Origin of the sequence: Micromonospora chaiyaphumensis, assembly GCF_900091435.1 — a bacterium.
Taxonomy (GTDB): Bacteria; Actinomycetota; Actinomycetes; order Mycobacteriales; family Micromonosporaceae; genus Micromonospora; species Micromonospora chaiyaphumensis.
The window spans coordinates 256,561-271,545 of record NZ_FMCS01000010.1 but is presented as its reverse complement, the minus strand read 5'-3'; the positions used below and the strand labels follow the sequence as shown (position 1 = coordinate 271,545).

The 14,985-nt window shown below is 74.7% G+C and carries 10 protein-coding genes; 6 read left to right on the top strand and 4 right to left on the bottom strand.

Annotation, left to right across the window (positions count from 1 at the left end):
- The first annotated feature begins 134 nt into the window (after positions 1 to 134).
- From GA0070214_RS25375 to GA0070214_RS25355, 5 genes are all read left to right on the top strand, one after another.
- Entirely contained in the window at positions 135 to 2,846 is a 2,712-nt protein-coding gene (locus tag GA0070214_RS25375) for a bifunctional diguanylate cyclase/phosphodiesterase (protein WP_091268919.1), read from the top strand.
- A gap of 171 nt (positions 2,847 to 3,017) precedes the next feature.
- A complete protein-coding gene (gatC, locus tag GA0070214_RS25370) occupies positions 3,018 to 3,323 on the top strand; it encodes an Asp-tRNA(Asn)/Glu-tRNA(Gln) amidotransferase subunit GatC (protein ID WP_091268917.1) in 306 nt (101 codons plus the stop codon).
- Positions 3,320 to 4,795, top strand: a complete 1,476-nt coding sequence (gene gatA, locus GA0070214_RS25365; RefSeq protein WP_091268915.1) for an Asp-tRNA(Asn)/Glu-tRNA(Gln) amidotransferase subunit GatA — start codon at positions 3,320 to 3,322, stop codon at positions 4,793 to 4,795. The genes gatC and gatA overlap by 4 nt, the downstream gene beginning before the upstream one ends.
- Positions 4,796 to 4,808: 13 nt before the next feature.
- A complete protein-coding gene (gene gatB / locus GA0070214_RS25360; RefSeq protein WP_091268913.1) occupies positions 4,809 to 6,308 on the top strand; it encodes an Asp-tRNA(Asn)/Glu-tRNA(Gln) amidotransferase subunit GatB in 1,500 nt (499 codons plus the stop codon).
- A gap of 93 nt (positions 6,309 to 6,401) precedes the next feature.
- Complete coding sequence (locus GA0070214_RS25355; RefSeq protein WP_091268911.1) at positions 6,402 to 8,759, top strand: transketolase-like TK C-terminal-containing protein; 2,358 nt, start codon at positions 6,402 to 6,404, stop codon at positions 8,757 to 8,759.
- 3 nt (positions 8,760 to 8,762) lie between these two features.
- On the opposite strand, the gene GA0070214_RS25350 is transcribed toward GA0070214_RS25355, so the two are convergent.
- The 3 genes from GA0070214_RS25350 to GA0070214_RS25340 are packed head-to-tail and all read right to left on the bottom strand — an operon-like array spanning position 8,763 to position 13,466.
- Positions 8,763 to 10,373: a metallophosphoesterase gene (locus GA0070214_RS25350; RefSeq protein WP_091268909.1), complete on the bottom strand. Its 1,611-nt coding sequence runs from the start codon at positions 10,371 to 10,373 to the stop codon at positions 8,763 to 8,765.
- A 54-nt stretch (positions 10,374 to 10,427) separates the two neighbouring features.
- Positions 10,428 to 11,603 (bottom strand): PQQ-dependent sugar dehydrogenase, encoded by a 1,176-nt coding sequence (locus GA0070214_RS25345; RefSeq protein ID WP_091268907.1) that lies wholly within the window; start codon positions 11,601 to 11,603, stop codon positions 10,428 to 10,430.
- A gap of 57 nt (positions 11,604 to 11,660) precedes the next feature.
- Positions 11,661 to 13,466 carry a SpoIIE family protein phosphatase gene (locus GA0070214_RS25340; RefSeq protein ID WP_091268905.1) on the bottom strand — a complete coding sequence of 602 codons (1,806 nt, stop codon included), beginning with the start codon at positions 13,464 to 13,466 and terminating at the stop codon, positions 11,661 to 11,663.
- A 142-nt stretch (positions 13,467 to 13,608) separates the two neighbouring features.
- Between GA0070214_RS25340 and GA0070214_RS25335 the strand changes: the two genes are divergently transcribed.
- Positions 13,609 to 14,535: a 2-hydroxyacid dehydrogenase gene (locus tag GA0070214_RS25335; RefSeq protein ID WP_091268903.1), complete on the top strand. Its 927-nt coding sequence runs from the start codon at positions 13,609 to 13,611 to the stop codon at positions 14,533 to 14,535.
- Positions 14,536 to 14,539: 4 nt separating this feature from the next.
- Here the strand turns inward: GA0070214_RS25335 and GA0070214_RS25330 are convergent, their stop codons facing one another.
- Complete coding sequence (locus tag GA0070214_RS25330; RefSeq protein WP_091268901.1) at positions 14,540 to 14,917, bottom strand: PH domain-containing protein; 378 nt, start codon at positions 14,915 to 14,917, stop codon at positions 14,540 to 14,542.
- Positions 14,918 to 14,985: the final 68 nt, after the last annotated feature.

The following is a 14,985-nucleotide window of genomic DNA, read 5'->3' as shown; positions in this document are numbered from 1 at the left end:
TCGTCGCGCATTCCAACTTAATTACGACTACGACCGATTCGTGACTGTCGTGTCGGGGAAATCGACACCAAGGGCGTTTCATTGGCGTACGGCGTGTGACGGCGCGCGCCAGGGGCCGACCCCGGGGAGGTGCGATGGAGACGGGCGACCCGCGAAACTCCGTCCCGCCCGGGCGGACCGGGCCGTTCTTCGGCTTCGTCGGTGTGGTCGGCGTCCTGGCCGTGCTCGTCTCGGCCGGGCCGCTGGCCGCGCTCCCCGACGAGCTGCGCCACCTGCCGGCCGCCTTCTGGACCATGGCGGCGCTCGCCGTGGCCTGCGACGCCCGCCCGTTCGTGCCGCCCGGCCGGCGGCAGACCTCGGCGGTCTTCCCGTCGACCTGCTTCACCTTCGCCATCCTGCTCGGCTGGGGCCTCGGCCCGGCCGTCGCGGTGCAGGCCGTGGCGGTCGCCGTCTCCGGCTGGCGGCTCGGCTACGCGGGCTGGCGCACCGCCTTCAACGGAGCCCAGTACGCGTGCGCGCTGGCCGCCGCGTACGCGGTCACCCGGTTCGGCCCCGGCGAGTTGTTCGGCGGCGGCCGGCTGCACTGGACCGACGTGGCGGCGGTGGGTGGCGCCACCACCGCCTGGTTCGTCGTCAACTACGGCCTGGTCAGCTGCGCGATCCGGCTGCGGTTCGGCGACCGCTGGTGGCCCAGCGTCCGGCAGGGCCTCGCCTACGAGCTGCTCTCCACCGGCTCGCTGCTGCTGCTCGCCCCGGTGCTGGTGGCCGCGGCCCGGGCCAGCGCCGCGCTGATCCCGCTGGTGCTGGTGCCGCTGTTCGCGGTCTACCGGATGGCCCGGCTCTCCGCCGAGCGGGAGCAGCTCGCCGACCTCGACCCGCTCACCGGGCTGCCCAACCGCAAGGCCCTGCTCACCGAGGTGGCCGAGCAGGTGCACCTGCACGCCGAGCGGGCCGCCCGGGGCGATGCGGACGCCCACCTGGCCCTGCTGCTGCTCGACCTCGACCGGTTCAAGCACGTCAACGACGCGCTCGGGCACGCCGTGGGGGACCGGCTGCTGGTCGAGGTGAGTGCCCGGCTCATCGACGTGGTGGGCGAGGAGGACCTGGTGGCGCGGCTCGGTGGCGACGAGTTCGCCATCGTCGTACCCCGGCTCACCGGCACCGACCAGGCCCGGGAGCGGGCCGACCGGGTGGTGGCCGCGCTCGCCGAGCCGGTTCCGCTGGACGGCCTGCCGCTTGACGTGGGCGGCTCCATCGGCATCGCCCTCTTCCCCGAGCACGGCGAGGATTTCGCCACCCTGATGCGCCACGCCGACGTGGCCATGTACGACGCGAAGCACCGCAACGACACCGTCGCCGTCTACGCGCCCGAGTCCGACCACAACTCGGCCGAGCGGCTGAGCCTCCTGGCCGACCTGCGCCGGGTGCTGGACTCCGGCCCGCCCGCACCGGCCGAGGAGCCTCCCGGCGTACGCGGCGGCGACGGTGCGGCCCTGGCGCCGGCGCCCGGCCTGCCCGCGCCGGCCCGGCCCACCGGCGGCGACGCCGTGTCCCGCAACGGTGGCCGGCAGGGCTTTCCCGGTGCTCCGGGCTCGGCGCGTGTCACGCCGCGCCGGGACCTGGAGCCGCCGGCGCGGTGGCGGTTGCGGCGGCGCGAGCGGGTCGAGGTGCGGCACGACGACGAGCTGATCAACCGCATCGTCACCGGCGCCGACCCGATCCGTCGCCGGGCCGCCCGCACGGCCCCGGCGGAGAACCCCGGCGACGGCGACCGCCTCACCCCGGCGTTCGGCGGCCAGCCCGGCACGCTCCCCGAGGGGACGCCCGACGACCGGCCCGGGCTGCTCGGCGACCGGCCCGGCACGCTCCCCGAGGGCCGGCCGGAGGTGACGCCCGGCGACGTGCCCGGGGGCGATTCCGGCGGCCGGCCCGGGACGGTGAGCGCCGACCGCCCGGAGGTCGGCGGTGCCGACGTCCCGGACCGCGCCGCGGCAGGCAGCGCGCCCGCGCGGACCCGGGCGGCGGAGCAGCGTGCGGGCACCGGGCTCGACGACCCGGCCGGGGACCCGGGCGAGATCACCATGTACTACCAGCCGCAGGTCGCCATCGCGACCGGCCAGGTGGTCGGGGTCGAGGCGCTGCTGCGCTGGCGGCACCCGCGCCGGGGCATGGTCGACCCCGGGGAGCTGATCCAGGTCGCCGAGCAGAGCGCGGTGATGCGGCTGCTCACCCGCCGGGTGGTGGACGACGTGGTGGAGCAGCTCGCCAAGTGGTCCGCGGCCGGCGTCATTCTGCGCGCCGCGCTCAACGTCAGCGTCCGCGACCTGCACACCGGCGAGATCGCCGAGCAGATCGCCGACCGGCTGGCCGGGTACGGCGTCCCCCCGGACCGGCTCCAGGTCGAGATCACCGAGGGCGCGCTCATGGCCGATCCGCGGCGGGTGCTGGCCAGCATCACCCAGCTGCACCGGATCGGGGTCGGCATCGCGCTGGACGACTTCGGCACCGGCTACTCGTCGTTGCAGCACCTGCGCCGGCTCCCGCTGTCCGAGGTGAAGGTGGACCGGTCCTTCGTGCTCGGGATGGCCGACGACCCGGACGACGCGGCGATCGTCCGCTCGATGATCGAGCTGGCCGGTGCGCTCGGGCTGCGGGTGGTGGCCGAGGGCGTCGAGGACGAGCGCACCTGGCGGCTGCTGCACGCGGCCGGCTGCGACGTGGCGCAGGGCTGGTTCTACGCCCGGCCCATGCCGGCCGAGGAGCTGGTCACCTGGCTGTCCCGCTACCGCCCGGTGCACCCCGCCGTCGCGACGGACGGCGAGGGGCCGCGCCGCCCGTCCCGCTGACCGGCGCTCCCGTGGCCGGCACGGGGAGTCGGAGGCCGGCACCGGGAGTCGGAGGCGTCGGCCGGACCGGAGGGCAATAGACTCGCTCCGGTCACCGCGTGTCATCGTCCCCGGCGAGCGCGCGGCCGGCACACCGCAGACGCAGCAGGACAGCCACGAAGGGGGCACCCGATGGCCGCCATCTCCCGCGAGGAGGTCGCGCATCTCGCGCGACTGTCGCGGCTCGCCGTCACCGAGGAGGAGTTGGACACCTTCGCCGGCCAGCTGGACGTGATCCTCCAGTCGGTCGCCCAGGTCGGCGAGGTCGCCGCGGCGGACATCCCGCCGACGTCCCACTCGGTGCCGCTGACCAACGTCCTCCGCGAGGACGTGGTGACGCCGTGCCTGACCCCGCAGGAGGCGCTGTCGGGCGCGCCCGACGCCGAGGAGCAGCGGTTCCGCGTCCCGCGGATCCTGGACGAGGATGTGGCTTCATGACTGACCTGACCCGGCTCACCGCCGCCGAGATCGCCGGCCTGGTGGCGACGGGCGAGACCTCCGCCGTGGAGGTCACGCAGGCCCACCTGGACCGGATCGCCGCCGTCGACGAGCAGGTCCACGCCTTCCTGCACGTCGACACCGAGGGCGCGCTGGCCGCCGCCCGGAGCGTGGACGAGCGCCGGGCCGCCGGCGAGGACCTGGGCCCCCTCGCGGGCGTGCCGGTCGCCGTGAAGGACGTGCTCACCACGAAGGGTGTGCCGACCACCGTCGGCTCGAAGATCCTGGAGGGCTGGCGCCCGCCGTACGACTCGACGATCGTCGAGCGGCTGCGCGCCGCCGGCACGGTGATGCTCGGCAAGACCAACATGGACGAGTTCGCCATGGGCTCCTCCACGGAATACTCGGCGTACGGGCCGACCCGCAACCCGTGGGACCTGGAGCGGATCCCGGGCGGCTCGGGTGGTGGCAGCGCCGCGGCGCTCGCCGCGTACGAGGCGCCGCTGTCGATCGGCTCGGACACCGGCGGCTCGATCCGCCAGCCCGGCGCGGTCACCGGCACCGTCGGCGCGAAGCCCACCTACGGCGGCACCTCCCGCTACGGCCTGGTGGCGTTCTCCTCCTCGCTGGACACCCCCGGCCCGTGCGCGCGCAACGTGCTGGACGCCGCCCTGCTGCACCAGGTGATCGGCGGCCACGACCCGCGCGACTCCACCTCTATCCCGGCCCCGGTGCCGGACGTGGTGGCCGCCGCGAAGCTCGGAGCGAGCGGCGACCTGACCGGGGTGCGGCTCGGTGTGGTCACCGAGTTCACCGGCGAGGGCGCCGAGCCGGGCGTGATGGCCGCGTTCCGCGAGTCGGTGGAGGCCCTCGCGAAGCTGGGCGCCGAGATCGTCGACGTCTCCTGCCCGCACTTCCAGTACGCGCTGCCGGCCTACTACCTGATCGCGCCGAGCGAGTGCTCCTCCAACCTGGCCCGGTTCGACGGCGTCCGGTTCGGCCTGCGGGTCGGCGACGACGGCAACCGGTCCCTCGAGGAGGTCATGTCGCTGACCCGGGAGGCCGGCTTCGGCCCCGAGGTGAAGCGGCGCATCATGATCGGCACCTACGCGCTCTCCTCGGGCTACTACGACGCCTACTACGGGCAGGCGCAGAAGGTCCGCACCCTGATCACCCGGGACTTCACGGCCGCCTTCGAGCGGGTGGACGCGCTCATCTCGCCGACCACCCCGTTCGTGGCCTTCCCCATCGGGGCGCGCACCGCCGACCCCTACCAGATGTACCTGGCCGACCTGTTCACCATCCCGACCAACCTGTACGGCGGACCGGCCATCTCGGTCCCGTGCGGCCTCTCCGAGGGCCTCCCGGTCGGTTTCCAGATCATGGCCCCGACCATGGCCGACGACCGGATGTACCGGGTCGCCGCCGCACTGGAGTCCACGGTCGGCACGTTCACCCCACCGGCACTGTGAGGCAGGAGCACCGATGACGACGACACTGCCCGCGTACGACGAGGTCGTCGCGCGCTACGAACCGGTGATCGGCCTGGAGACCCACGTCGAGCTGGGCACGAACACCAAGATGTGGTGCGGCTGCCCGACCGACTTCGGCGGCGAGCCGAACACCCGGGTCTGCCCGGTCTGCCTGGGCCTGCCCGGCTCGCTGCCGGTGGCCAACAAGGCGGCCATCGAGGCGACCATCCGGATCGGCCTCGCGCTGAACTGCTCCATCGCCGAGTGGTGCCGGTTCGCCCGGAAGAACTACTTCTATCCGGACATGCCGAAGAACTTCCAGATCAGCCAGTACGACGAGCCGCTCTGCGTCGACGGCCACCTGGACGTCGAGGTCAACGGCGAGACCGTGCGGATCGGCATCGAGCGGGTGCACCTGGAGGAGGACACCGGCAAGACGCTGCACGTCGGCGGCGCCACCGGCCGGATCCACGGCGCCACGGAGTCGTTGGTCGACTACAACCGGGCCGGCATCCCGCTCGTCGAGATCGTCACCAAGCCGATCCCCGGCACCGGCGCGCTCGCCCCCGAGGTGGCCCGGGCGTACGTCACCGAACTGCGCGACGTGATCCGCTCCCTGGGCGTCTCCGACGTCCGGATGGAGGAGGGCTCGCTGCGCTGCGACGTCAACACCTCGCTGAACCTGCCGGGCGAGGAGTGGGGCACCCGTACCGAGACCAAGAACGTCAACTCGCTGCGCTCGGTCGAGCGGGCGGTCCGCTCGGAGATGCTGCGCCAGGCGTCGGTGCTCGACGCCGGCGGCAGCATCACCCAGGAGACCCGGCACTTCCACGAGGACACCGGGGACACCACCCCCGGCCGGTCCAAGGAGACCGCCACCGACTACCGGTACTTCCCGGAGCCGGACCTGGTCCCGCTCGCGCCGGACACCGCCTGGGTGGCCGAGCTGAAGGCCGCCCTGCCGGAGCTGCCGCGGCTGCGCCGCAAGCGGATCCAGCAGGAGTGGGGCCTGTCCGACCTCGACATGCAGTCGGTGGTCAACGCCGGCGCGGTCGAGCTGATCGAGGCGACCGTGGCCGCCGGTGCCACCCCGGCCGCCGCCCGCAAGTGGTGGCTGGGCGAGCTGTCCCGCCGGGCCAACGAGACCGGCGTGGAGCTGGCCGACGTCGGCGTCAGCCCGAGGCACGTCGCCGAGCTGCAGGGTCTGGTCGACGGCGGCAAGCTCAACGACAAGCTGGCCCGGATCGTGCTGGAGGGCGTGATCGGCGGCGAGGGTTCGCCGGCCGAGATCATGACCAACCGGGGCCTGGAGGTCGTCTCCGACACCGGGGCGCTGACCGCCGCCGTGGACGAGGCCATCGCCGCCAACCCGGACGTCGCGGACAAGGTCCGCAGCGGCAAGGTCGCGGCGGCCGGCGCGCTGGTCGGCGCGGTCATGAAGACCACCCGCGGCCAGGCCGACGCCAAGACCGTCCGCGAGCTGATCCTGGAGCGTCTCGGCGTCCAGGGCTGAGCCCGCAGGGAAGGGCCCCTTCGCCACGAAGGGGCCCTTCCTGTCCGCCAACCCCTCGGTGGGCGTCAACGGCGACGCCCGGATGGAGTCACCGTGAACCAGCACGACCTCGACGTCCTCGACGAGATCCAGCGGCGGGTGCTCTGGCTCGCCACGCGCATCGTGGACGCGGCCAACCACGACCGGGACACCGGCGACGGGGTGAAGGTCGGCGGCCACCAGGCGTCCAGCGCCTCGCTGGTCACGGCGATGACCGCGCTCTGGTTCGCCCACCTGGACGCCGAGGACCGGGTGGCGGTCAAGCCGCACGCCTCGCCGGTCTTCCACGCCGTCCAGTACCTGCTCGGCAACCTGGACCGGTCCTACCTGCCGAAGCTGCGGGCGCGCGGCGGGCTCCAGTCGTACCCGTCGCGGACCAAGGACCCGGACGGGGTGGACTTCTCCACCGGCTCGGTCGGCCTGGGCGCGGCCGCTCCGCTGTTCGCGGCGGTGACCCGCCGCTACGTCGACGCGCACTTCGGCGAACGGCCGCACTCCCGCTTCATCGCCCTCATCGGCGACGCCGAGCTGGACGAGGGCAACATCTGGGAGGCCGTCGCCGACCCGGCGACCACCGGGCTGGGCAACGTGATGTGGCTGGTGGACTTCAACCGCCAGTCGCTGGACCGGGTCGTGCCCGGGGTGCGGATCAACCAGTGGCGTGGCCAGTTCGAGGCCGCCGGCTGGCACGTGGTCGAGGTCAAGTACGGGCGCAGGCTCGCCGAGGCGTACGAGCGGCCGGGTGGCGCGGCGCTGCGCGACTGGATCGACCTCATGCCCAACGAGCAGTACCAGTCGCTGTTCGGGCTGGCCGGGCCGGCCCTGCGCAAGCAGTTCCTGGACGGCGCCCCGGCCGAGGTGGCCGCCTTCGTGGCCGACATTCCCGACGACGAGCTGGGCCCGCTCGTCACCGACCTGGGCGGGCACGACCTCCAGGCGATGCTCGACGCGTACGCCCAGTGCGACGCGGTCACCGACCGGCCCAGCGTGGTCTTCGCCTATACGGTCAAGGGCTGGGGCCTGCCGATCGCCGGCAATCCGCGCAACCACTCGGCGCTGCTCACCACCGAGCAGGTCGACGCGCTGCGCACCGCCCTCGGCCTGACCCGCGACACCGAGTGGGACCGCCTCGACCCGGCGTCCCCGGCCGGCATCCGGGCCGGCGAGCGCCGGGAGGCGCTGGCCCGCGCGCCGCGCGAGCGGGCGCTGGGCGTCACCGTCCCGGAGACCACCAGGGTACGGGTGAACAAGCCCGTCTCCACCCAGGAGGTCTTCGGCCGGGTGCTGGTCGACCTGGCCCGCGATCCGAAGGTCGCCCCCTACCTGGTCACCACCGCGCCGGACGTGGCCACCTCCACCAACCTGGCCGGCTTCATCAACAAGACCGGGGTGTTCGCCCCCACCGAGCAGCGCTCCTGGACCGAGGACCGGATGCTGCGCTGGACGGAGACCCCGGCGGGCCAGCACATCGAGCTGGGCATCTCCGAGATGAACCTGTTCCTGCTGCTCGGCCAGCTCGGCCTGTCGTGGGACCTGTCCGGGCAGCCGCTGCTCCCGGTCGGCACGGTCTACGACCCGTTCGTGCTGCGCGGCCTCGACGCGTTCCTCTACGGCACCTACTCCGGTTCCCGGTTCGTGGTGGCCGGCACGCCGTCCGGCATCACCCTCGCCCCGGAGGGCGGCGCCCACCAGTCGACCATCACCGCCTCCGTCGGCCTGGAACTGCCCGGGGTCACCTTCTGCGAACCCGCGTACGCCGGCAGCCTCGACTGGCTGCTCTGCGACGCGCTCGGCCAGATCGCCGGGGGAGCGGCGCCGGCCGCCACCGCCGCGCCGGCCGAGGACGGGGCGTACTACTTCCGGCTCAGCACCCGGCCGATCGACCAGGCGCCCTTCGAGGCGGCCCGGGCCCGGATCGGCGACGCGGTGCTGCGCCGGCAGGTGGTGGCGGGCGCGTACCGGCTCGTCGACGCGCACGAGGCGTACCCCCACCTCGCCGACGCCCCGGTCGTGCAGCTCGCCGCCTCCGGCGCGGTGCTCCCGGAGGTCCTCGCGGCCGCCGCGGAGCTGGCGGAGGAAGGCGTCGCGGCGCACGTGGTCGACGTGACGAGCCTGGACCGGCTCTACCGGGCGTGGCAGCGCACCCTGCGCCAGGGCGTGCGGACGGCGACCGTGCCGAGCGTGCCCGGGGCGCTGCGGTCGGCCTTCGCCGACCGGGTGCCGGTGGTCACCGTGCACGACGCCGCCTCGCACGCGATGGCCTGGCTGGGCTCGGCGCTCGGCGCCCCGGCCGTGCCGCTCGGCGTGGACGAGTTCGGCCAGTCGGGCAGCGTCGGAGAGCTGTACGAGCTGCACGACCTGCTGCCCGGCAGCATCGTCAACGCCGCGCTGGCCGCCCTCTCGCTGCGCTGAGCGTCAGCCCGTCGGGCTGGGCGTCGCGGTCGGGCTGCCGTTCGGGGCGGGCGAGACGGGCCCGCCCCGGGTGGGCGTCGGGGTGACCGGCACCTGGTCGCCCTTCGTCGGGTCCTGGATGATGTGCCGCTCCAGGTTGACCTGCGACTGCCCGGTCCCGCCCACGGTGATGTCGTCGTAGGCCTGGAGCAGCTTCTGCTTGTCGAAGTAGAGCACCGTCATCGACAGCGGGGTGGGCTTCTCGCCCTCCAGGCCGCGCAGCCCGGCGCCGCCCGTGGAGCCCTCGACGAAGAGCTGGGTGGGCTGCTTGCCCGGCACCTGCGGCAGCTTCGACACCTGGCGGGCGTGGGTGTGCCCGGCGAGCACCAGCGGGCAGGTGCCGGAGAGCGGGCCGGCCGAGGCGGGGTCGTGCACCAGCGCGATGTTCACCGGCTTCGGCGAGCTGGTGACGGTGGCGGCGAGCTGCTCGCCGGCCCCGATCACCTGGTCGGCGACCACCTTGGTGAGCCCGCTGCCGGCCGGCGAGGTCTCCTTGTCGGGCGTGAACCGGGGGTCGCCGATGCCCGCGATGGTCAGGCCCGCGACCGTGGCCGTCGAGTTGTCCAGCACCACGGCGTTCGGCTGGGCGGCCACCGCGGCGGCGGTACGCGCCGAGTCGTGGTTGCCGCGGATGTAGACGTAGGGCTTCTTGAGCAGGCCGATCGAGCCGACGAAGGACGCCTCGGGCTCGCTGCCCCAGTCGGTGATGTCGCCGGTGTCGATCACCACGTCGATGCCGAACTGCTCCACCACGGTGCGGATGAGCTGCCAGCCGGTCGGGTTGAGGTGCATGTCGGAGACGTGCAGCACCCGCGTGGTGCCCGGTGACGGCTGGACCACCGGCAGCGAGGAGACCGTGGTGTAGAGCTTGCTGACGTTGCCGACGAGCCGCTGGAGCTGCTCGGCGTACTTCGTGTAGTCGTTGGCGATCCGCCGCGCGTCACCGACGATCGCCGGGGCGTTGACCAGCAGCCCCTCGTAGCGGGGCTCCTCTATCGCCTGCGGCCGGATGGTGGCGGCGGCCAGGCCGAGGCTGCCGGCGGTGACGACCAGCGCCAGCCCGCCGGCCCACGCGGTGCGGCGCGCGTCGCGGAAGACCAGCCCGGCCAGCAGCAGGGTGGCCAGCACCGCCGAGGCCAGGGTCTTGAGGCCGAGGCGCATCACGCCGGCCCGGACGTCCTCGACCGCGGACTGGCTGGCCCGGCTGATGCTCGCCGGGTCGTCGATCAGCGCCTCGGTGCGTCGCTGGTCGAGCGCGCCCAGCTCGACGGTCAGGTAGGCCGGCCCGTCGTGGCTGTCCAGCAGCAGCGCGCCCAGCGGCGGGATGTCGACGGTGGTGCCGCCGCTCAGCGACGGGCTGAGGTTGAGCTGGGCGCGGAACGGCCCGATGTCGGTGCCCACGTGCCCGCCCGCGTACGTGCCGGCGACCACCCCGCTGAAGGTGACCACGAGCAGGGCCAGCACCGCGCCGAGCCGGCGCAGGTTGGTGCCGGGGCGCCACCGGCGGCGGGCGCGCCCCTCCTGCGGGGCCGTCTCGCCCCCGGCGTCGTGCTGCTCGTTCTCCTGGCCGTCCATGCTGAGATTCTGACCTGCCCGTTGAAGGATCTTGGCAAACCCGGGGAAGCGGGATCAGCTGCGCCCGGCGCCGCCGTCGGCGAAGACCAGCCGCAGGATGCGGTCGTCGTCGCCGGCCGGCTTGCCCCGCCCGTCCCGGTTGGAGGTGCTCACCCAGACCGACCCGTCCGGCGCCACGGCGGCGGCCCGCAGCCGGCCGTACCGGCCGGTGAGCAGCTCGCGCGGCTGCCCGAGGACCGTGCCGTTGCCGGCCAGCTCGACCAGCCAGAGGCGCTGCCCGCGCAGGCAGGCAGTGATCAGCAGCCGGTCGACGGACGCCAGGCCCGAGCAGGACGCCTCGCCGGTGCGCCACTGCACGATCGGGTTAACGTAGCGCTTGTCGTCGCCGCGCCCCTCGACCTGCGGCCAGCCGTAGTTGCCGCCCTTGTTGATCTGGTTGATCTCGTCCCAGGTGTTCTGGCCGAACTCCACGGCGTACAGCTTCTTGTCCGGCGTCCAGGCGAAGCCCTGCACGTTGCGGTGCCCGGTCGACCAGACCGGGGAGCCGGCGGTGGGGTTGCCGGGGGCCGGCTTGCCGTCCCGGGTGAGCCGCAGGATCTTGCCGCCGAGGCTCTTCGGGTCCTGCGCGTTCGCGGTGCGCCCGGCGTCGCCGGTGCTGGCGTAGAGGAAGCCGTCCGGGCCGAAGCCCAGCCCGCCGCCGTTGTGGTTGCCGGCCTTGGGGATGCCCGTGACGATCGGGGTCGGTGGCCGGCCCAGCTCCAGCTTCGCGATCCGGTTGTCCTCGGCGCTGGTGTAGTAGACGAAGACCGTGCGGTCCCGCGCGTAGGCCGGGGAGACCGCGATGCCCAGCAGCCCGCCCTCGCCGGCGGCCGCCACGTCCGGGACGGTCTGCACGACCCGGACCGTCATCCCCTCGGGCCCCGACTCCGGGCCGACCTGGAGGATCCGCCCGCTGTCCCGTTCGGTGACCAGCGCGGCGCCGTCGGGCAGGAAGGCGATGCCCCACGGCACCGCGAGCCCCTTCGCCAGCACCGTGGCCACCACCTGCTGGCCGGCCCCGCCGGGGCTGGCCGAGGTCGACGGCGACGGGAGGTTGGGCGGCTCACCGGCCGGGTCGGGATCCGGGTCGCCGAAGGCACAACCGGCGGTGCCCAGCAGCAGCGTCGCGCAGGACGCCGCCAGCGCCGCCCGGAGGCGGCCGGTGCGGGGGTACGGGGGACGCGGCCTCACCCGGCCCAGCGTAGCCGGGCCGGGTGCGGAACCGGGCCCGACGAACCGAGTAGTGGCTCAACGGGCGCGCAGGGCGAGCAGGGCGACGTCGTCCTCGCGCCGGTGGGCGGCCGCGAGCAGCTGGTCGCAGAGGGTCGCGAGGGGGAGCCTGGCGGCACCGGCGAGCTGCGCGATCAGCTCGACCTCCCCCTCGTCGATCGACCGGTCCCGGCTCTCGGTCAGCCCGTCGGTGTGCAGCAGCAGGGTGTCGCCGGGCGCGAGGGTCAGCGCCTGGCGGGTGCGCCTGGGCGGGTGGGTCAGGCCGAGCAGGGTCCCCCGGTCTCCGTCCAGCGCCCGCACCGGCCCGTCGGCGGGGATCAGCAGCGGCGGCGGGTGGCCCGCGTTGCACCAGGAGACCCGTAGCCCCGGGGCGGCCGGGCTGACCCGGGCCAGGACGGCGGTGGCGACGGTGGGGACGGGCAGGCCCCGGATCGCCCGGTCGAGGTGGGTCATGATCTCGTCGATCGGGTCGTCCCGCCCGTACGCGTCGCCCCGGACCAGGTTGCGGAGCTGGCCCATGGTCGCGGCGGCCTCGATGTCGTGCCCCGCCACGTCGCCGATGGCGGCGACCAGGTCGCCGTCGGGCTGGACGAAGGCGTCGTACCAGTCGCCGCCGACCTCCACCCGGTCCGCCGCCGGCAGGTAGCGGGCGGCCAGCTCGACGCCCGGCACCACGGGCAGGGTGGGCAGCATGCTGTGCTGCAGCACCTCGGCGACGTGCCGCTGCTCGCCGTAGAGCCGGCTGTTGCCCACGGCCTGTTCGGCCCGGCGGCCGACGTCCAGCGCGGTCCGCAGGTCGCTCTCGTCGAACCCGCGCCGGTGCGGGCCGTTGACCAGCGTGACGGCGCCGATGGCCCGGCCGCCGGTGGCGGTGATCGGCACGCTGAGGTGGGAGCCGAAGCCCAGCCGCTCGGCCAGCGGCACCAGCTCCGGATGGGTGGCCCCCCGCTCGACGTCGGCCAGGGCGGCCGCTTCGCGCCGGACCGGCCGCCCGGTGCGCAGCACCGACCGGATGATCGAGTCGGGACCGAGGCCGGTGGCCAGCAGCGCGGCGAACCGGGCGGTGTCGGCCGCCCGCTCCGGGTCCCGGTGGAATCCCGCCACGGTGCGGGGCCGGCCCGCCGGGTCGACAAGGGTGATGAGGCACCAGTCGGCCAGCAGCGGGACCATGGAGTGCCCGAGCCGGTCGACCGCCGTGGCCACGTCGAGCGTGCCGCCCAGCGTCTCGCTCATCCCCGCCAGCATGGCGAGCCGGTCGTGCGCCTCCTCGGCGCGGCGGCGGGCCTGCTCGGCGGTCTGCACGGCGATCCGCAGCCGCAGCTCGGAGGAGCAGGCCGCGGCCAGGTCGGCGAGGGTGCGCAGCTGCTCGGCGGTCCAGGCCCGGGGCTTGCTGTCGATGGCGCAGAGCGAGCCGAGCACCCGTCCGTCCAGGTCGGTCAGCGGCATCCCCGCGTACGCGACGACGCCCAGGTCCTCGATGGCCAGGTTCCGCCGCACCCGGGGGTAGAGCCGGGCGTCGGGCAGCACCATGGGCACCTCGACGTCGACCACGTGCTGGCAGAACGAGTGGGTCAGCGGGGTCTCCCGACGGCCGGCCCACGGCTCGGGCAGCCCGGTCGCGCCGGGGAAGAACTGGCGGTCGGCGGTGACCAGCGAGACCAGGGCGACCGGCACGTCGAGCAGGTCGCCGACCAGCCGCGCGAACCGGTCGAACGCCTCGTCGGGTGCCGCGTCGAGCCGCGTCTCCGCGAGGGACCGCAGCCGCTCGGGGTCGGTCAGCGCCGGGATCGGCACGACCACCCTTCCGGCGCTGTCCTCGCTCATGACCACCCGTCTCCGGTGCGCGGGGCGCCGGCCGACGCTCCGCCCTCGGTTATACCTCGCGCGCTCCGCCGCCAATCGTGCCAGCGGTGGTCGTCACGACCCCGCGCACCCGGGCCGTCCCGGGCGGCTATCGTCGGCGGTCGTGAAGGTATGGATTCCGCACCCGGCCGGCCGGGGCCTCATCGGCGAGCTGCCCCCGGGCGTCACCGTCGAGGTGCTGGAGGACCCGGCCCGGCAGCCGTCGTCCCCGACCGGCGTGCGGTTCTGGGTGCCGCCCTTCCTCGCCGGCCCGGACGCCGGCGCGCTCCTGGCCGAGCTGCCGGACCTGGAGGTCGTGCAGCTCCTCTCCGCCGGCGCGGACGCCTGGGTGGGGCGGGTTCCCGAGGGCGTGACGCTCTGCGACGCCCGGGGCGTGCACGACTCGGCCACCGCCGAGTGGGTGGTCACCGCGATCCTGTCGGCGCTGCGCGGCTTCGGCCCACTGGCCCGCGCCCAGGCCCGCGGCGAGTGGGCGTTCGACGAGGTGGCCCCGACGGACGAGCTGGCCGGCAAGCGGGTGCTGATCGTCGGCGCCGGCTCGATCGGCGCGGCCGTCCGGGCCCGGCTGGCCCCGTTCGAGGTGACCTTCACCCTGGTCGCCCGGACGCCGCGCCCGGCCGAGGAGGTGCACGGGGTGGACGAGCTGCCCGCCCTGCTGCCCGAGGCGGACGTGGTGGTGCTGCTGGTGCCGCTGACCGAGCAGACCCGGGGGCTGGTCGACGAGAAGTTCCTCGCCGCGATGCCGGACGGCGCGCTGCTGGTCAACGCCGCCCGGGGCCCGGTGGCCCGCACCGACGCCCTGGTCGCGGAGCTGGCGTCGGGCCGGCTGAGGGCCGCGCTGGACGTGACCGACCCGGAGCCGCTGCCCGCCGACCATCCCCTGTGGGAGCTGCCGAACGTGCTGCTCACCCCGCACGTCGCCGGGTCGGTCCGGGGCCTGCTGCCGCGTGCGTACCGGCTCGTCGGGGAGCAGGTGCGCCGGTTCGCCGCCGGCGAGCCGCTGACGAACCGGGTGGTCGACGGCTACTGACGGATCATCGGGCGGACTCGGGCAGTTCCTGCCCGGTGGCGGAGACCAGCCGGGGCAGGTCGGCGGCGCGGACCGCGGGGAGCACCAGCGTCTCGCCGTCGTCGAGCCGGGCGACCGCCCGGCCGCGCGGGTCGGCGGCCAACTCGGCGACCCGCGCCCAGGGCACCCGCCGCTGGCCGAGCAGCGCCCGCAGCCGCAGCTCGCGGGCGTCCGCGTCGGTGCCGGCCCGCCACGCCCAGAGGCCGATCGCGAGCGGGATCAGCAGCACCCAGAGCAGCCACCAGCGCGCGGTGGCCAGCGGCAGCGCGCCGAGGAACGCGACGATCGCGGCGACGAGGATCGCCTGGCTGTGGCGGAAACGGACGGTGTCGGCGCGGCTCACCCCCCGATGATCCCACCCCGGACCGGCGGCGGTTCCGGCGGGCGGCAGGCGCGGACCGGAGCCTGGGT

What these genes read in the sequence shown, in the direction of transcription:
- gatB (WP_091268913.1), top strand. Translation starts at nt 4,809, where the DNA reads ATGACGACGACACTGCCCGCGTACGACGAGGTCGTCGCGCGCTACGAA.
- gatC (WP_091268917.1), top strand. Translation starts at nt 3,018, where the DNA reads ATGGCCGCCATCTCCCGCGAGGAGGTCGCGCATCTCGCGCGACTGTCG.
- gatA (WP_091268915.1), top strand. Translation starts at nt 3,320, where the DNA reads ATGACTGACCTGACCCGGCTCACCGCCGCCGAGATCGCCGGCCTGGTG.
- GA0070214_RS25350 (WP_091268909.1), bottom strand. Translation starts at nt 10,373, where the DNA reads ATGGACGGCCAGGAGAACGAGCAGCACGACGCCGGGGGCGAGACGGCC.
- GA0070214_RS25340 (WP_091268905.1), bottom strand. Translation starts at nt 13,466, where the DNA reads ATGAGCGAGGACAGCGCCGGAAGGGTGGTCGTGCCGATCCCGGCGCTG.
- GA0070214_RS25375 (WP_091268919.1), top strand. Translation starts at nt 135, where the DNA reads ATGGAGACGGGCGACCCGCGAAACTCCGTCCCGCCCGGGCGGACCGGG.